This is a genomic window from Ruegeria sp., from assembly GCF_965221235.1.
Lineage (GTDB): Bacteria > Pseudomonadota > Alphaproteobacteria > Rhodobacterales > Rhodobacteraceae > Ruegeria.
Genome location: NZ_CBDCRS010000004.1, coordinates 279,361 through 296,176 on the forward strand (window position 1 = coordinate 279,361; position 16,816 = coordinate 296,176).

Annotated in this window: 15 protein-coding genes; 7 read left to right on the forward strand and 8 right to left on the reverse strand. The window is 59.1% G+C overall.

The window, feature by feature from the left end; all coding sequences use genetic code 11:
* Positions 1-245: 245 nt before the first annotated feature.
* The 3 genes from ACOQOY_RS04375 to ACOQOY_RS04385 all read left to right on the forward strand — a co-directional run bounded on the left by ACOQOY_RS04375 (position 246) and on the right by ACOQOY_RS04385 (position 3,320).
* On the forward strand, positions 246-1,241 hold the full coding sequence (locus ACOQOY_RS04375; RefSeq protein ID WP_420584265.1) for a hypothetical protein: 996 nt from the start codon (positions 246-248) through the stop codon (positions 1,239-1,241).
* 72 nt (positions 1,242-1,313) lie between these two features.
* Positions 1,314-2,606: an O-acetylhomoserine aminocarboxypropyltransferase/cysteine synthase family protein gene (locus tag ACOQOY_RS04380; protein WP_420584266.1), complete on the forward strand. Its 1,293-nt coding sequence runs from the start codon at positions 1,314-1,316 to the stop codon at positions 2,604-2,606.
* 3 nt (positions 2,607-2,609) lie between these two features.
* Positions 2,610-3,320, forward strand: coding sequence for a GNAT family N-acetyltransferase (locus tag ACOQOY_RS04385; protein WP_420584267.1), 711 nt, complete (start codon positions 2,610-2,612; stop codon positions 3,318-3,320).
* On the opposite strand, the gene ACOQOY_RS04390 is transcribed toward ACOQOY_RS04385, so the two are convergent.
* Complete coding sequence (locus ACOQOY_RS04390) at positions 3,317-4,006, reverse strand: SIMPL domain-containing protein (protein WP_420584268.1); 690 nt, start codon at positions 4,004-4,006, stop codon at positions 3,317-3,319. The two genes, ACOQOY_RS04385 and ACOQOY_RS04390, sit on opposite strands and share 4 nt — an antisense overlap.
* 164 nt (positions 4,007-4,170) lie before the next feature.
* On the opposite strand from ACOQOY_RS04390, the gene ACOQOY_RS04395 reads away from it, so the two are divergent.
* Positions 4,171-6,045: a hypothetical protein gene (locus ACOQOY_RS04395; protein WP_420584269.1), complete on the forward strand. Its 1,875-nt coding sequence runs from the start codon at positions 4,171-4,173 to the stop codon at positions 6,043-6,045.
* A gap of 16 nt (positions 6,046-6,061) precedes the next feature.
* Here the strand turns inward: ACOQOY_RS04395 and hppD are convergent, their stop codons facing one another.
* Entirely contained in the window at positions 6,062-7,159 is a 1,098-nt protein-coding gene (gene hppD / locus ACOQOY_RS04400; RefSeq protein ID WP_420584270.1) for a 4-hydroxyphenylpyruvate dioxygenase, read from the reverse strand.
* Positions 7,160-7,304: 145 nt separating this feature from the next.
* Between hppD and ACOQOY_RS04405 the strand changes: the two genes are divergently transcribed.
* Both ACOQOY_RS04405 and ACOQOY_RS04410 read left to right on the forward strand, forming a co-directional pair.
* Positions 7,305-7,760: an Lrp/AsnC family transcriptional regulator gene (locus tag ACOQOY_RS04405; RefSeq protein WP_420584271.1), complete on the forward strand. Its 456-nt coding sequence runs from the start codon at positions 7,305-7,307 to the stop codon at positions 7,758-7,760.
* Positions 7,761-7,779: 19 nt separating this feature from the next.
* The gene (locus tag ACOQOY_RS04410) at positions 7,780-9,660 is read left to right on the forward strand and encodes a monovalent cation:proton antiporter-2 (CPA2) family protein (protein ID WP_420584272.1); all 1,881 of its coding nucleotides are present in this window, start codon (positions 7,780-7,782) and stop codon (positions 9,658-9,660) included.
* 27 nt (positions 9,661-9,687) lie between these two features.
* Here the strand turns inward: ACOQOY_RS04410 and cobT are convergent, their stop codons facing one another.
* On the reverse strand, positions 9,688-10,701 hold the full coding sequence (gene cobT, locus ACOQOY_RS04415; protein WP_420584273.1) for a nicotinate-nucleotide--dimethylbenzimidazole phosphoribosyltransferase: 1,014 nt from the start codon (positions 10,699-10,701) through the stop codon (positions 9,688-9,690).
* 79 nt (positions 10,702-10,780) lie between these two features.
* Here cobT and cobS point away from each other — a divergent pair, with 79 nt between their 5' ends.
* Positions 10,781-11,545, forward strand: a complete 765-nt coding sequence (gene cobS / locus ACOQOY_RS04420; protein WP_420584274.1) for an adenosylcobinamide-GDP ribazoletransferase — start codon at positions 10,781-10,783, stop codon at positions 11,543-11,545.
* Here cobS and ACOQOY_RS04425 read toward each other — a convergent pair.
* The 5 genes from ACOQOY_RS04425 to ACOQOY_RS04445 form a co-directional block, all read right to left on the reverse strand.
* Positions 11,542-12,312: an ion channel gene (locus tag ACOQOY_RS04425; RefSeq protein WP_420584275.1), complete on the reverse strand. Its 771-nt coding sequence runs from the start codon at positions 12,310-12,312 to the stop codon at positions 11,542-11,544. The two genes, cobS and ACOQOY_RS04425, sit on opposite strands and share 4 nt — an antisense overlap.
* Positions 12,313-12,426: 114 nt before the next feature.
* Positions 12,427-12,939: a CarD family transcriptional regulator gene (locus ACOQOY_RS04430; protein ID WP_420584276.1), complete on the reverse strand. Its 513-nt coding sequence runs from the start codon at positions 12,937-12,939 to the stop codon at positions 12,427-12,429.
* Between the two features lie 283 nt (positions 12,940-13,222).
* The gene (gene fdxA / locus ACOQOY_RS04435) at positions 13,223-13,561 is read right to left on the reverse strand and encodes a ferredoxin FdxA (RefSeq protein ID WP_171121124.1); all 339 of its coding nucleotides are present in this window, start codon (positions 13,559-13,561) and stop codon (positions 13,223-13,225) included.
* Between the two features lie 66 nt (positions 13,562-13,627).
* Positions 13,628-13,993: an RNA-binding S4 domain-containing protein gene (locus ACOQOY_RS04440; RefSeq protein WP_420584277.1), complete on the reverse strand. Its 366-nt coding sequence runs from the start codon at positions 13,991-13,993 to the stop codon at positions 13,628-13,630.
* A gap of 7 nt (positions 13,994-14,000) precedes the next feature.
* Entirely contained in the window at positions 14,001-16,814 is a 2,814-nt protein-coding gene (locus tag ACOQOY_RS04445; protein WP_420584278.1) for a helicase-related protein, read from the reverse strand.
* Positions 16,815-16,816 lie beyond the last annotated feature (2 nt).

The window sequence follows — 16,816 nt, forward strand, 5'->3', positions numbered from 1 at the left end:
CCCTGTAGATATGTTCATTATGGTCTCAGCTTGCCACAATCAAATTTTTTATCAATTGGTAAAATTTAAAAAAATGGAAAAACCGGATTTTTTGAGTGATTTCGCGATAAATCTGCCTGATTTTACATCATCTCACATGTTCCACCCTGCCGAATTAGAGTGGGTTGCACCAAACCCGTCTCGTGCTGTAGGTCGAAATTACCCCGAGCAATGCCGGTCAGCGGCGAATATCCGAAAGTCACCCGATGCAGGCCAGCGCTTCGAAATTCAACATCGTCATCATCGGGCAAAACAACCGGCTACAGTATGAGGCGCTGCTGTTTGCAGCCTCTCTGCGCCATAGCTCTCAGAATTTCGCGGGCCGCTTGTTTGTCGCCGTGCCGCAGCCCGGCCCGCGATGGCAACAGGACCCCAGCATTCGGAATGAGGATGTTCTGAAAGCGCTGAGCCAGCTGGATGCCGAAATCCTGCCCTTCGACAATCGCGTCTTTGGCGGCAGCTATCCCCACGGCAACAAGATTGAGGCCCTGCTGGCCCTGCCCGAGGGGGAGCCGTTCGTGTTCTTCGACAGCGATACGCTGATCACCGGAGATGTGAGTTCGGTGCCGTTTGAATTTGACCGCCCCGGAGCCTCACAGAAAGTCGAAGGCACCTGGCCCAAACCAACGCTTTACGGCCCCGGTTTCGATGGTATCTGGCGCGCGCTCTATCAGCGGTTCGAGTTGGACTTTGAAAGCTCATTGGATACCAGCCACCCCAAAGACTACTGGCGACGGTATCTGTATTTCAACGCAGGCTATTTCTATCACGCCTGCCCGCGCCAGTTCGGAGAGCGGTTTCTGCACTTCGCTCGTACCATCCGGGATGAAGAAATCCCTGAATTGGCCGGACAGAACCTTGACCCTTGGCTGGATCAGGTGGCGCTGCCGCTGGTCATTCATTCCCTTGGCGGGGGGCGGGATGCCCTCCCCCCGGGCCTGTTGGACGGAACGGTCAGCTGTCACTATCGCCTGTTCCCTCTGCTCTATGCGCGCGAAAGCGATCATGTGGTCGAGGTGCTGGAAACTGTCGCGACCCCCAACCGGGTCAAGAAAGTGCTCAAAGGCTATGACCCGATCAAAAAGCTGGTGATACAAGGCAAGGGTCACAAAATCCGGGATCTGTTCGACCGAGAATACCTGCCCCAGCGCGAGCAGGTCATTCGTAACACGATCCGCAGCAAGGGCCTGTGGATGCGCTGACAGCGTTGTTGTGCGAAGGCCGTCAATCGCCTAGAGATTCTGCAACACACATTCCAACAGGAGATTTCGACGATGTCTGACGGCCCCACTTACGGTTTCGATACGCTTCAGATTCACGCGGGCGCACGGCCCGATCCGGCGACGGGCGCGCGTCAGACTCCGATTTATCAAACGACGGCCTATGTGTTTCGCGATGCCGATCACGCGGCCGCACTGTTCAACCTGCAAGAGGTCGGGTTCATCTATTCCCGCCTGACCAACCCAACCGTTGCCGTTCTTCAGGAACGTATTGCAACGCTTGAGGGCGGAGTCGGCGCGGTCTGCTGTTCCTCGGGCCACGCAGCGCAGATTATGGCGTTGTTCCCGCTGATGGGACCGGGCTGCAACGTCGTGGCCTCGACCCGTCTGTATGGCGGCACGGTCACGCAATTCAGCCAGACCATCAAACGCTTTGGCTGGTCGGCCAAGTTCGTGGACACCGATGATCTGGACGCCGTGAAGGATGCCATCGACGAAAACACCCGCGCGGTATTCTGCGAATCCATCGCCAACCCCGGCGGCTATGTCACAGATATCCGGTCGCTGGCGGATGTGGCGGATGCGGCGGGCATTCCGCTGATCGTCGACAACACCTCGGCCACGCCATACCTGTGTCGCCCGATCGAACACGGCGCGACTCTGGTGGTGCATTCGACCACAAAATATCTGACTGGCAACGGCACCGTAACCGGCGGCTGCATCGTGGATTCGGGTAAGTTCGACTGGTCGGCGAATGACAAATTCCCTTCTCTCAGCGAACCTGAGGCCGCCTATCACGGCCTTAAATTCCACGAGACCTTCGGCCCGCTTGCCTTCACCTTCCACGGTATCGCCATCGGCCTGCGCGATCTGGGCATGACCATGAACCCGCAAGCCGCGCATTACACGCTGATGGGAATCGAGACATTGTCGCTGCGGATGGAACGCCATGTCGAGAACGCGCAAAAGATTGCCGCGTGGCTCGAAGCTGATGACCGGGTGGAATACGTGACTTATGCGGGTCTGCCCTCATCGCCGTATCACGACCGGGTCAAGGCGCAATACAAGAGGGGTGCCGGTGCGCTGTTCACCTTTGCGGTCAAGGGTGGTTATGACGCCTGCATCAAGCTGGTCAACGCGCTGGAGATTTTCAGCCACGTCGCCAACCTGGGTGATGCGCGGTCGCTGATCATCCATTCGGCCTCGACCACCCACCGCCAACTGACACCCGAACAGCAAGAGGCCGCAGGTGCCGGTCCCGGCGTGGTACGCGTGTCGATTGGTATCGAAGACGCAGATGACCTGATCGCCGATCTGGATCAGGCGCTGGCCAAAGCCTCGGCCTGAACCATGAGCGGTCACGACACCAACGATCTGGGCCAACCCATCGGCCTGCCGGTCTCGGGCGATTTCCCTCGCCCGACGCCTCCTTATACGCCGATGGAGGGCCGGTATTGCACTGTCGTGCCGCTGGATGTGAACCGGCACGCGCCCGGCCTGTTCCGGGCGTTTGCCAATGACACGGACGGTCGTAACTGGACCTACCTGCCCTACGGGCCGTTCAGCTCGGAACAGGAATTCGAAGACTGGACCCGCACCAGCTGCATGGACGCTGATCCGATGTTCCACACGGTTCTGGACAAGAACGAAACGCCAGTCGGCATGGCATCTTTCCTAAGGATCGAACCCGCAGCCGGCGTGATCGAGGTGGGCCATATTCACTTCTCCCCTCTGTTGCAGCGTAGCCCGCAATCGACCGAGACCATGTTCCTGATGATGCGCCGCGTCTTCGACGAGTTGGGATATCGCCGCTATGAATGGAAATGCGACGCGCTGAACGCGCCGTCATGCCGGGCTGCCCAGCGGTTGGGCTTTACGTTCGAGGGGATCTTCCGGCAGGCAACGCACTACAAAGGCCGCAACCGGGATACGGCGTGGTTCTCAATCCTCGACAGTGAATGGCCGCGAATCCGAACGGCGTTCGAGACATGGCTGTCACCGGACAATTTCGACCAGACGGGCCAGCAACGGCAATCGCTGATGGCCCGCGCCGAGGTTTAGTCGGAGATTTCAAACTCCATCGACACGGTGACCGAGACCGAAACCTCACCGCTTGCAATTGGCACTCCGCCCGCATCGGCCATGGCGCGCATCTGTGGCGCTGGGTGGAACCCGCCCACCTGCTCGCTGATTTGCCGCACCTCGCCCAGAGTCACGTTGGCGGCCTGTGCCAGTTGTTCTGCCTTCGCGGTCGCCTCAGCTACGGCTTTGGCCCGTGCCTGAGCCTCAAGCGGTGTCGGGTCCTGCACTCCAAAGCTGAGACCGCCGAAGTTGTTGGCCCCATCCTGAATGACCGCATCCATGATTGTGCCAAGCTGCGTCAGATCACGAACACGCACCTGCACATTGTTCGAGGCAACAAAGCCCGAAATCTCAGGCTTATCACCGCTGGCAGAGTTGCGCCCCGTCCAGACCGGCGACAATGACAGATCACGGGTTTGAATATCGCGGTCCTCGATCCCCATCCCCTCAAGGCGTTTCAGAATCTGCGCCACGGCCTCGGACGTTGCCTGCATCGCGTTTGAAGCTTGCGCATCCTCGTTGGTCACGCCCATGGTGATGGTCGCCATGTCAGGAGCGGCCTGAACGACACCGGCCGCGTCCACAGTGATGCGACGTTCTTCCGCATGGGCCATGCCTGCGGCAGTGACAGCCAGCATCGCGGCCATAAAAGCGATTTTCTTCAAGGTCTTCCCTCCAATTTCTCTACCATCAACATGGGGACACCCAAGCCACACGCACAAGGGGAACGTCAGGCTTTTTCTTTCCCTCGGCGGGATCCTGCTTTAATGTCGCTCTGCGGACGAGAAGTCGTTTGCGCTGATGCTGTTAATTATGGTTCTTCCGGATTATGAAACCTGCCTTTGCGCTGTCATTTTCTACGACCGGAATCTCGTTGCACCACCGCTCGGATGACGACTGGTTCTGCATTGGCGAAGTCGCATTGGACGCTTCTGACCTGAATGACCAGATTGAGGCATTGCGGGACAAGGGCTTTGCGCTGGAAAACAACCTGAGCTGCAAAGTCGTGCTGCCTTCTGATCAGGTTCGCTATCATTCCGTCGACGGTGATGATTCAGCAGCCGGCGAACAGGCCAAACATGCACTGACAAAGGCCACACCTTACACGCTGGAAGAGCTGGTATTTGACGTCGCAACCCGTGACGGAACCACATTTGTCGCTGCTGTTACACGCCAGACGTTGGACGAGGCGCGCGAATTCGCGACCCAACACGGCTTTATCCCGGTTGAGATTACCGCAGAGCCGGACGCGCAGGAATTCCCCTCCGAGCCGCAGTTTTTTGTACCCGCCGAAGCGCCTTTGCAGGTCGAGTTCGCGGGCGCGCTGCCAGCGGTTGTCGAAGACCCCGCGCCAAAGCCCGACGGGCCCGCTGTTCACGCCATCGCGGACACCACAGCCCCTGATGTGTTTCGTTCTGCGCCTACAACAGAATCCAGTGCGACGCCTGCCGACGCCGCCAGTGTGTTGGGCAAGCGATACACCCTCCCGGCCGCTGCTGCGGCACTCGTGGCCGTTGCTGTTGGTGTCTGGGCTGCGTTTGGAACCGGCGGCGACGAGACGTCCGAGTTTGATACGGCGCAGACGGAAAACACCCTCTCCGTCCCCGAACCCGATGCGGCAGAACCGGACCTTTCCGCAACCCCAGAGGAACCAGACGTAGCCGAGGTCGAGGAAACCCCACCCGAAGGGATCGAGCCATCTGCCACAGACGCCGCGATTCTTGAGGCGTTGAATATTGCACCAACGGTCGTCGAAGACATTGCCAGCGATCCCGAGCCGGAACAGATACCAGCGCAGCCCGAGGTTTCGATCATTGAGCCTGCGCCGTTGCAACCTCCGGCGCTGGAGCAACCGGAGGAGCAATATCTGGCATCCGTCGACAGTTCCAACCTGTCAAACGACGCAATTGCGCTGCCGCCGGTTCAAAGCTTTGACACCGATACCCCGCTTGCGCTGATCTCACTGCCCGGTGCTGCCGAAACGCAAACCGAACTGGACGCGAACGGCCTTGTTGCACCGACCCCGGATGGCACGGTGAACCCGGATGGAATTCCCGTGTACCTTGGACAGCCATCGAAAGTGCCGCCCGAGGCCCCTCTGCGGTTTGAAGAAGAGCCAACGCCGGAAAACACGCCTGATCGGCTGGCTGGGTTGCGCCCGAAACTGCGCCCTGGTGATTTGTTGCAACGGTTTGAGCGGCAACAATATGGCGGACGCTCACGCGCAGAATTGGCGATACTGCGCCCAAAGGTGCGGCCTGCAAGCTTACAAGTTGAACCGGAACCAGAAGAACCACCCGTCGTGTTGGCAAGCGCACCCGTGCCGCGCCCGAAAACGCGCCCCGCGGGTCTGAAACCTTCGTCTGGTACGCAAACCGCCAGCCTCGGCTCTGCTGCCGGTATTGGACAGGTTGAAGTGGACACTTTCAAACCGAAGGTCGTCGCGCCGAAAATCCCGTCATCCGCATCGGTGGCGCGGCAGGCAACCATCGACAACGCGCTGAACCTGCGCAAGCTGAACCTGATCGGAGTATATGGCACACCCGCCGATCGCCGCGCTCTGGTTCGCTTACCCAGTGGCCGTTACAAAAAGCTGAAAGTCGGGGACAGGCTGGATGGCGGCAGTGTCATCGCAATCGGCGACAACGAACTGCGCTACCAGAAGCGCGGCAAGAACGTAACGCTGAAGATGCCGCGCAGCTGAACTTTAAAGTCCGAGATCAAGCCGCTGAAATTTCACCACGTTCGATCTGTTCGCGCTCAATGGATTCAAACAGGGCCTGAAAGTTCCCCTCGCCAAATCCATCGTCGCCCTTGCGCTGGATGAATTCGAAAAAGATCGGGCCTATCACGGTTTTAGAGAAGATTTGCAGCAGGATTCTGGTTTCCCCTCCGTCCAGAACCCCTTCGCCGTCGATCAGGATTCCGTGCTTCATCATACGGTCCAGCGGCTCTTCATGGTCGGCGACCCGTTCGGTGGACATCTCGTAATACGCCTTGTTCGGGCCGGGCATGAATTTCAGCCCCTTTTCGGCAATCGCATCGGTCGAGGCATAGATGTCTTCGCTGCCGACCGCGATGTGCTGAATGCCCTCGCCCTTGTACTTATTCAGATACGAGACGATCTGCCCGGTCTCACCCCGGTCTTCGTTGATCGGAATGCGGATACGGCCACAGGGCGACGTCAGCGCGCGGCTGTAAAGGCCGGTGTATTTGCCCTGAATGTCAAAGAACCGGATTTCACGGAAGTTGAACAGACGCTCATAGAACGCGAACCACTTGTCCATATTGCCGCGGTACACGTTGTGCGTCAGGTGATCGAGGTAATAGAACCCGTCGCCACCCGGCTTGGATTGTTTGGTCCAGGTGAATTCCTGATTATAAGGCGAAGTGTCGTGGTACTGGTCGATGAAGTAGATCAGCGACCCACCAATCCCCTTGATCGCCGGAACATCCAACGTCTTGTCCGCCGCGTCATACGGCTCGGCCCCTTTGGCCACCGCATGATCAAAGGCTTTTTGCGCATCCACAACACGCCACCCCATGGCCGAAGCACAAGGACCATGTTCATCCGCGAACCGCGCCGCAAAGCTGTCGGGGTCGGAGTTGAGGATATAGGTCACGTCCCCTTGCTGCCACAGCTCAACACCGGGTTGGTCTGTGTGGTAGCCGACCTGCTCAAAGCCCATCTTGGCGAACAGATCGCGCAGCTCCTGCGGCTCGGGATGAGCGAACTCTACAAATTCGAACCCGTCGGTGCCGACTGGATTGTCCTTGCTGATAACGGATTTCGGGGAGTTATGAGGGAAAGGCCCCATGATGCGCCTCCTAAAAACAGGAATTTCTTTGCTGATTCCAAAATACGCCTTATTTGGCGCTGTTTCTGCGCATAGTTTTCGTTTAAACTAGGATCACACGCGCAAATCCCGCAACTTTTCGGCAATTACCGGAGAATTTCCGCATATGCTGGATGCCACTGACACGCGCCTTCTTTCAGCCTTGCAGAAGGATGCGCACCTGACCGCACATCAGCTGGGCGAGATGCTGAACCTGTCGCCCAGTCAGGCCGGGCGGCGACGGCAAAGGCTTGAGGCCGAAGGATACATTACCGGATATGCCGCACGTCTGGATCCGCTGAAGCTTGGGCTGCATGTTCAGGGTTTCGTTCAGGTTCATCTGGGAACCCACGGGCCCGAACAATCCGAAAGCTTTGCCCGCCTTGTCGACACGCGCGCCGAGATCACCAGCGCCTGGACGATGACCGGAGAGGCGGATTACCTGCTACATGTCTACTGCGACGACTTGAACGCCCTCAATCGCTTGCTTCATCAGGTTATCCTACCGCATCCTGCGGTGGCGCGGGTCCAGAGCCAGATTGTAATGGACCAGTTGAAACGCGACGCCCCCTTGCCCACCTGACCCGACCGAAAGGACCAACATGGACGACTTCCTCTACCAGGCTTCGATCTATCTGGCTGCCGCCGTGATCGCCGTGCCGTTATCGGCCCGTCTGGGTTTGGGGTCCGTTCTTGGGTATCTGGCTGCTGGGATAGTCATCGGCCCGATATTCGGCCTTGTCGGCGCAGAAACCGAAAGCCTTCAGCACGTCGCCGAGTTCGGCGTGGTCATGATGCTGTTCCTTATCGGGCTAGAGCTTGAGCCTCGCGCGCTGTGGGATATGCGGGACAGGCTGTTGGGGCTGGGCGGCCTTCAGGTTGGGCTGTCCACAGCCGCCATCGCCGGCGTTGCCATGTATGCCAACCATCCGTGGTCGGTGGCCTTGGCAGTCGGATTGACCTTATCGCTGTCCTCGACGGCGATTGTGCTTCAAACCCTTTCGGAAAAGGGATTGATGCAGACGAACGGGGGCCGTGCCACGTTCTCGGTGCTGTTGACGCAGGATATCGCGGTTATTCCTATCCTGGCCCTGCTGCCCCTGCTGGCATTGCCCGCGTTGCCCCATATCGAAGCGGACGGGTCCATTGATCGCGGTGTGAAAGACCTCCATGACACCGCCCATCACAGCCTGTCTCTGGTCGAAGGGCTACCGGGGTGGGCTGTTACGCTTGTCACCCTCGGTGCAATCGCCTTCGTAATCTTTGCCGGGGTCTACCTGACGCGCCCCCTTTTCCGCTTTATCCATGCAACTCGCCTGCGCGAGATGTACACTGCGCTGGCCCTGATGATCGTGGTCGGAATTTCCTTCCTGATGACGCTGGTGGGCCTGTCCCCTGCTCTGGGCGCGTTTCTGGCAGGAGTCGTTCTGGCCAGCTCGGAATTCCGGCACGAGATGGAAAGCGACCTTGAGCCCTTTAAGGGCCTTTTCCTTGGCCTGTTCTTCATCACCGTCGGCGCAGGGATCGACGTGGCCTATTTCTTCAACGACCCGTTCGAGCTGATCGGGCTGGCGCTGTTGGTAATCCTGACCAAAGGGATCATTCTGTACGTCGTCGGGCGTGCCTTTAAGCTGCGCGGGCGCGATCACTGGCTGTTCACTTTGGGTCTGGCACAGGCGGGTGAGTTCGGCTTTGTGCTGCTGGCCTTTTCTACTCAGCAAAACGTCATTCCACCGGATCTGTCGCAAAAGCTGCTGATGATCATCGCCCTGACTATGCTGATCACGCCGTTGCTGTTCATCATCTACGACCTGCTGTCCCGCCGCATCGGCGATAACAGCCCCCAACCCGAACCGGATGAGATCGACGAGAAAGGCCCGGTGATCATCGCCGGTATTGGTCGTTTTGGTCAGATCGTGAACCGTTTGGTCCGTGCCAGCGGTTTCAAGACTGTCGTTCTGGACCACGATATCGAGACGGTACAACTTATGCGCCGCTTCGGTGTCAAAGGCTTTTTGGGCGATCCGACCCGTCCCGAACTGTTGCGGGCCGCGGGGCTTGAGAAAGCTGCGGTTCTGGTCGCTGCCATGGATGACCGCAAGACGGTGACGCGATTGGTCAGCTATGCAAGGCGTCATCGCCCTGACCTGCATATCATCGCCCGTGCTCATGACCGCACCCATGTGTATGAGCTGTATCAGGCCGGTGCCAACGACATCGTGCGGGAAATGTTCGACAGTTCACTGCGGGCCGGGCGCTATGTGCTCGAAAACATCGGCCTCAGCGAATACGAGGCCGCGCAGGCGGAACAGACATTCTATCACCATGACCGGGCCTCGATCCGCGATCTGGCCGAGCTGTGGATACCCGGGACGCCGACGGCAGAGAACAAGAAATACATCGAGCGCGCCCAGCAATTCGAAAAACAGCTGGAAACTGAGCTGCTGGAACTGGCGGAAAAACACGCACAGAAATCGGCCTGAACCGGGGTTCGGATCAGGCCGTCAGAGTTACCCGTCCGAGACGCCGGCCTCGGCAAATGTTGCCATACCGGAATGGCAGGCCACAGCGCTTTTGAGGATGTTGATCGCAAGCGCGCCGCCCGAACCCTCACCCAATCGCAGGCCAAGGGTTAGCAAGGGCTGTTTACCCAGCTTCTCAAGCACTGCCCCGTGCGCACCTTCTGCGCTTTGGTGTCCTGCTACCGTGTGATCCAGAGCCCCGGCAGAGATATTCGCCAGACAGGCTGCCGCAGCCGAGCAGATAAAGCCGTCAAGGATGACCGGAATGCGCAGAACCCGGGCGGCAGCGATGGCTCCGGCCATGGCTGCGATCTCACGCCCGCCGAGGCAGCGCAGGATGTCCAACCCATCGCCGGAACCGCCATGCAGGGCCACCCCTTCAGCCACCACGCGGGTCTTGTTGGCTAGCCCGGCATCATCCACACCGGTACCACGTCCAGTCCAGTCGGCTGCGTCTCCGCCGAACAGGGCGCATGCAATCGCAGCCGCTGGGGTGGTGTTGCCGATGCCCATCTCGCCAACCACCAGCAGATCGGCTTTGGGGTCAACGGCGGTCCACCCGGTGCGCAGGGCCTGCAACAGCTCATCCTCCGACATCGCAGGACTTGTGGTGAAATCGGCTGTAGGCCGGTCCAACTCCAGCGCGTGAACGTCCATTGTGGCACCGGCGGCTTTGGCCAGTTGGTTGATCGCCGCCCCGCCATGTTCAAAGTTCATCACCATCTGCACGGTCACTTCAGGCGGAAAGGCCGAAACGCCCTGCGCTGTCACCCCGTGGTTCCCCGCAAACACGATGACCTGAGGCGCGCTGATCTGTGGGCGCGCATCACCTCGCCACCCGGCATACCAGATCGCCAGATCCTCAAGCCGCCCCAGCGCACCCGGCGGTTTGGTCAGTTGCCCGTTACGATCCGCCGCCCCTTGCAGCGCAGCATCATCCGGGCCGGACGCCTTGCTCAGGACATCGCGGAAGGTTTTCAGGTCATTAAGTTCGGGCAGCATCCAAAGCCTCGTTGCATCAGAGTGGTCCTGTGTGTTTAACCGAAGCGTCCAATCCAACAAGACCCCGAAAGGCGCAGGAGTGCATAAAAACGACACCAACCTGTTTTCTGCATGGGATATTCCGCTGGCGCTGGTGCTTCTGACCCGCCTGCCACTGCCCAAACTGCCTGAAACGGTCTTTGCCCGACAGGCTGACGCCGCGTGGGCTTTCCCGGTGGTGGGGCTGATTGTCGGGTTGATGGCCTGCGCCGCCGGTTGGGCCGCAATGGCAATGAACCTGCCCGCACCGGTCAGCGCTGTGATCCTGATTGCTGTATTGGTCATGACCACCGGCGCGATGCACGAGGATGGTCTGGCAGATACCGTGGACGGCCTATGGGGTGGCTTCACCCGGGAACGACGCCTTGAGATCATGAAGGACAGCCATATCGGTGCCTACGGTGTTCTGGCGCTGATTTTCGCGCAGATTGCACGGGTTGCGTTGGTTGCAACCCTGTTGATGGCCGGTGCCTATGGCGCAATCCTTGCGGCTTGCATCACCTCGCGCGCTTTCATGCCGGTTCTGATGACGGCCCTGCCCAACGCGCGCAACAGCGGGCTGAGCCATTCGGTCGGGGGACCGCGGCCCGCCACGACCGTAGCAGGGCTTGGGCTGGCGCTGCTCTGTGCGCTCGTGCTGATGGGAATTGGCTCCTTGTGGCCTATTCTCGTTGCCGCCCTGATCATCGCCGGGCTGGCGGCAACCGCCCGAACCAAAATCGGCGGCCAGACCGGAGACATTCTGGGCGCGACGCAACAACTTGCAGAGCTTGCATTCCTGACGGCTGCCTTGGTCGCGATCTAAGAGCTTCCGCCCGTTTCGATCCGGATGACCTCGCCGCAATGCTTGCAATGCACTGCGTCCGGGTCGTGTCGAAACAACCCACAGCTGGGGCATTTGTGGCGCACTTTCTGCGGCATGAAGATCGCTTGGGCCAGACGCACGAACAACGCCACCCCGACCACCATGATGAACACTGAAAACAGCTTCCCGCCCGGAGTTGTCAGCGTGATATCCCCGAACCCGGTCGTGGTCAGCGTCGCCATGGTGAAATACAGCGCGTCAATATAGGCCGTCTGACTGTTGTCGGGGATGAAGAACACCAATACCGCCGTAGAGGTGGCGAAGACGAAGACCATTAGATTGATCGCCGCGATCACCGCATCCTCGTGGGTACGGAAGAATTGACTGTCCCGGCGAAGGTCCCGCAGCAGGTGATAGGAATGGATCAGGCGCAACGCTCGCAAAATACGAACAAATGCCAGATTTCCGGGCAAAAACGGTTCAAGCAATAGCGAGGCGATAACCACGATATCGGCCAGAGTGTATATCTTGCGAAGCAGTTTCCACGGATCCTTCGCAATCCACAGCCGCGCCAGAAAATCCAACAGGATGATAAACCCCACGCACAGGCTGGCAACAGTGAGCCCCGGCCCATGCGGGACATTTGCGGTGGCCACGAAGAATATGATCGACACGGCATCAAACAGGATCAAACCATAGCGGAACCAGATCGAAATCGGCTCATGCGCGATGTACAGAAACTTAACGGTTTGCTTTATCCGGGCCATCTATCCGCCTCTGCTTGCTGGAAAATTAGCGGCAAACGCGGATTTCACCAAGGCCAGACATGAAAAAGGCCGCCCCCTTGTCAGGAGCGGCCCCGAAATCATGATTGGCAGAGATCAGGCCGCCGCGCGCGAGGTCAGAACCTCATCAACCTGCTTCGCAGCGGATACTTCGCCAGCGCCGGATACGGCGGCGACTTCGCGGGTCAGACGCTCAAGCGCAGCTTCGTACAGCTGACGCTCGGAATAGCTCTGCTCGCGCTGGTCGTCGGTGCGGTGCAGATCGCGGACCACTTCGGCAATCGAGATCAGATCGCCCGAGTTGATCTTTTGCTCATATTCCTGCGCCCGGCGGGACCACATGGCGCGCTTGACCTTGGCCTTGCCTTTCAGCGTCTTCATAGCCTGGCTGATGACATCGGGCGAGCTGAGCGACCGCAGACCGGATTCGGTGACTTTATTGGTCGGCACCCGCAGGGTCATCTTGTCTTTTTCAAACGAGATGACGAACAGCTCAAGCGAAAATCCCGCGACTTCCTGCTCTTCAATCGAGATGATCTGGCCGACGCCATGGGCAGGGTAGACAACGTAATCGTTGGGGCGGAACTCAAGCTTTTTCGACTTAGACATACAGGTTCATCCTTGGTTACAGAGCGAGATGCGGACGACAAAATACCCTAGCCGCGGCCATTCTAGGCCCCGTCAGGTGGCTGTTTTGTCATAAAATCAGAACTCCAAAGCACACATACTTACGGAGCACATCCCCATCTCATTCATCATTCAGCTTCTAAGTATATCACAAAATTGCGACACCTGAAAGGTCACGCCCACGTTGGGCCGTGAAACCCTTTGTTTTTCAAGACGCTACAACCAGATTCTACACCTGAACCGACAAGTTCAGAGGGCGAATCGCTTAGCCACCTTCACCGGGCGCTTCAGAGAAATACTTCTCCATCTTGCCCTCTTCGCCGTCGCGTTCCTCGGCTTCGGGCAGCGGGTCCTTCTTGGTCACGATCACCGGCCACATTTCCGAGTATTTCCGGTTGAACTCGACCCACTGATCCATGCCCGGCTCAGTATCGGGGCGGATTGCGTCGGCGGGGCACTCGGGTTCGCACACACCGCAGTCGATGCATTCATCGGGATGAATGACCAGGGTGTTCTCACCTTCATAGAAACAGTCCACCGGGCACACTTCGACGCAGTCGGTGTATTTGCAGCCAATGCAGTTTTCGGTGACAACATAGGTCATAGTCGGAATCCCATTTACGGTTTGGGCGTCTAGCTAATCCAGTATTACACCCTCTTCAAGGGTGGATCAGCCCTTGAAGGTGCGAGAAAGATCAAGCGCGCGCCGATCTTTCTTGGTCGGACGACCTTTTCCCTCAAATCCGGGGTTTGACGGGGCCTTATCCTGCTTTTCCGTCATATCGAAGTACAACGTCTGCGCCTCGGGGGCCGGACCGCGCCGTTCACCCAGCTTTTCGATCCGTACAACGCGCACGATACGCCCCTGCGGGAAGGTCAGAACATCCCCGGGTGCAACCGCCTGCGCCGGTTTCAGCACCCGGTTTCCATTCAGTCGCAGATGCCCGCCGCTGACCTGTTTGGCCGCCAGGCTGCGGGTCTTGAAGAACCGCGCCTGCCATAGCCATTTGTCGATCCGCAGCTTGGCCTCGGCCATGAGCGTTTCAGTTATCGCCCTTCAATCCCATCAGCGCAGCAGCAAACGGGTTATCGGGGTCGATCGCCTTTTCCTTCTTGGGCGGGCGGGATGAGAAAGTCTTGGCGCCTTGCGGCTTACCACCCTTCTTGCCCTGCGGTTTGCCGCGACCGTCCTGAGGCTTACCACGCGGCTTACCCTTGCCCTGCCCTTGCCGCTGTTCACGACGCGGACCTCGGCTTTGCTGACGCTGACGTCCCCAGGTGAAGGTATAGAACACCTCGGCCTCAGGTTCTTCCGCGGACGGAGCCGGAGCCTCGGCTGCCGCCTCGGTGCTTTCGATGGCCTCGGCTGGCGCCTCGGCGGGTGCGGCGACCTCTTCGCTTGTCGCGTCAGGTGCCGGTGTTTCTTCGGCGGCAGGTTGATCCGTCGCCTCTGTGACAGGTTGCTCAGCCGGAGTTGCCTTGACCTTTTCACGCTCACCGCGTTCGGCGTTGTAGCCCAGCCCCTTCATCAGGTCCGCGAACTGTTCCAACGTCATCCCGGTGATGGACAGCATGTCGGGCTTGGCCTCAAACCCGCCCCTGCTGTCTTCAGCGCGCAGCATATCGGCCAGACGTTCCAGCATGTCGATCCGGATCGAGCGTTCACCCGCATCGCGGTAGCCGCACATTGTGTCGTAGCCCTGTGGCGCGTCCTTGGCGACCGGCACAGTGACCAGACCCGGAGGCGGCGCATCAGGGAATTCCTGCAACCCGTTAGCCAACGCCCACAGAACCAGACGCAAGCGCGTCGGGGCGGGTTTCAGTAGCAGTGGCATGAAGATGGTGAATTGACCGAAACGGATGCCATGCTTGCGCAGTGCGCCACGAGCGTCCTGATCCAGATCCTTGACCTCTTGCGCGACCTGCGCGCGGGGCAGCACGCCCAGCGCTTCGACCATGCGGAAAGCAAAGCCCTTGGCCAGACCGGACAGTTCCTCATCTCGCGAAAGGTTCAGCAGCGGCTCGAACAGCGCAGCCACCTTGCGGTCAATGAAGTGCTGCAACCGACGCTGCACTTTCTGTTCGACATCCGGGCCTGCGGCCTCATCCACAAAAACCTCGACCATCGGCTTGAGAGGCTCAGCCCCGGCAACCAGTTTGCCGACAGCATATTCGCCCCACATCAGGCCGCCCTGATCGGTGAAATCAATTTCGGTATCGGGCGCATTATAGAAGCGGTCGGCGCGCAGATGGAATTGCGGCGCGAGCGCTTGCAAGGATGCCGATTTCAAAGCTTTCGCCTCGGTACCTTGCGCGCTTTTGTCCGGGCTAAACCGGAACCCTTCCAGACGACCGACGAATTCGCCTTCGACGGTCACTTCACCCTTGTCATTTACTTCGGCCAAAAGGGCCTCCTTCTGTTTGAGCCGGCGCAACAAAACCGATGTACGCCGGTCCACAAATCGTTTGGTCAGACGGTCATGCAAAGCATCCGACAGCCTGTCTTCTACAGTGCGCGTTTCCGCACGCCAATGTGATTCGTCGCGCACCCATTCATTTCGCTGCGCAACATATGTCCAGGTGCGAATATATGCCAACCTTTTGGAAAGCGCATCAATATCCCCGTCCGTGCGATCAATCCGGCGGATTTGCCGCGCCATGAAGTCGTCGGGGATCGAGCTACGCTCGTGTAGGTGGCCGTAGATGACCTCAAGCAGGCTGGCATGTTCAGCGTGGCTGATGCCTCGAAAATCGGGGATTCGGCACACATCCCACAGCAAACGGATGGATTGCGGGTCGCTGGCACGCGCCGCGACCTCGGTCACTTGCGACAGCGATTTCAGCACGTTCAGGTCGTCGGCAGGGCGTGCCTTGATCAGGTTTTCGTCATTCGGGCTGACCTCAAGCGAGTCGATCAGCGCGTCAACCGAGCCAAATTTAAGGGCAGCATTCCGCCAGTTCAGCTTTTTCATCGGCGTAAAGCGGCTGTCCATGATCGCTTGCGCCACACCTTCGTCCAGCGGCGGAGCCTCACCGGTCACACCAAAGGTGCCATCGGACATGCCACGCCCGGCCCGCCCGGCGATCTGAGCCAATTCGTTGGGGGCTAAGGGCCGCATCCGGCGACCGTCGAACTTAGACAGGGATGAGAACGCCACATGGTTCACATCAAGGTTCAGCCCCATTCCAATAGCGTCGGTGGCGACCAGATAATCGACCTCTCCGTTCTGATAGAGTTCGACCTGCGCGTTACGCGTGCGCGGGCTGAGTGCGCCCATGACAACAGCGGCCCCGCCCTTTTGGCGGCGGAGTAACTCGGCAATGGCATACACGTTATCGACGGAAAACCCGACAATCGCGCTGCGCGGAGGCATGCGGCTGATCTTTTTCGATCCGGCATAGACCAGTTGGGACATGCGTTCGCGACGTACGAACTGCGCCTCGGGGACCAAAGCAGCAATCGGGCCGCGCATGGTGTCGGAGCCCAGAAACAACGTCTCATTGGTGCCGCGCGCGCGAAGAAGGCGGTCGGTAAAGACATGGCCGCGTTCGGGATCGGCACACAGCTGAATCTCGTCGATGGCCACGAAATCGGCGCCCATACCTTCGGGCATCGCCTCGACCGTGCAGACCCAATACTGGGTGCGCGGCGGAACGATCCGTTCCTCGCCCGTAACCAATGCCACGACCGAGGGGCCACGAATGGCAACGATTTTGTCATAAACCTCGCGCGCCAGCAGACGCAGCGGCAGGCCGATCACGCCGGTACGATACCCCAGCATCCGCTCAATCGCGTAATGGGTTTTACCTGTGTTTGTCGGGCCAAGTACGGCCACGATTCGGGATGACCCGCTCACCT

Excerpts from the sequence above, each read along its gene's own strand:
- hppD (WP_420584270.1), bottom strand. The coding sequence starts at position 7,159 with ATGGGGCCTTTCCCTCATAACTCCCCGAAATCCGTTATCAGCAAGGAC.
- ACOQOY_RS04410 (WP_420584272.1), top strand. The coding sequence starts at position 7,780 with ATGGACGACTTCCTCTACCAGGCTTCGATCTATCTGGCTGCCGCCGTG.
- fdxA (WP_171121124.1), bottom strand. The coding sequence starts at position 13,561 with ATGACCTATGTTGTCACCGAAAACTGCATTGGCTGCAAATACACCGAC.
- cobT (WP_420584273.1), bottom strand. The coding sequence starts at position 10,701 with ATGCTGCCCGAACTTAATGACCTGAAAACCTTCCGCGATGTCCTGAGC.
- ACOQOY_RS04375 (WP_420584265.1), top strand. The coding sequence starts at position 246 with ATGCAGGCCAGCGCTTCGAAATTCAACATCGTCATCATCGGGCAAAAC.
- ACOQOY_RS04430 (WP_420584276.1), bottom strand. The coding sequence starts at position 12,939 with ATGTCTAAGTCGAAAAAGCTTGAGTTCCGCCCCAACGATTACGTTGTC.
- ACOQOY_RS04405 (WP_420584271.1), top strand. The coding sequence starts at position 7,305 with ATGCTGGATGCCACTGACACGCGCCTTCTTTCAGCCTTGCAGAAGGAT.
- ACOQOY_RS04385 (WP_420584267.1), top strand. The coding sequence starts at position 2,610 with ATGAGCGGTCACGACACCAACGATCTGGGCCAACCCATCGGCCTGCCG.
- ACOQOY_RS04425 (WP_420584275.1), bottom strand. The coding sequence starts at position 12,312 with ATGGCCCGGATAAAGCAAACCGTTAAGTTTCTGTACATCGCGCATGAG.
- ACOQOY_RS04395 (WP_420584269.1), top strand. The coding sequence starts at position 4,171 with ATGAAACCTGCCTTTGCGCTGTCATTTTCTACGACCGGAATCTCGTTG.
- ACOQOY_RS04380 (WP_420584266.1), top strand. The coding sequence starts at position 1,314 with ATGTCTGACGGCCCCACTTACGGTTTCGATACGCTTCAGATTCACGCG.
- ACOQOY_RS04440 (WP_420584277.1), bottom strand. The coding sequence starts at position 13,993 with ATGGCCGAGGCCAAGCTGCGGATCGACAAATGGCTATGGCAGGCGCGG.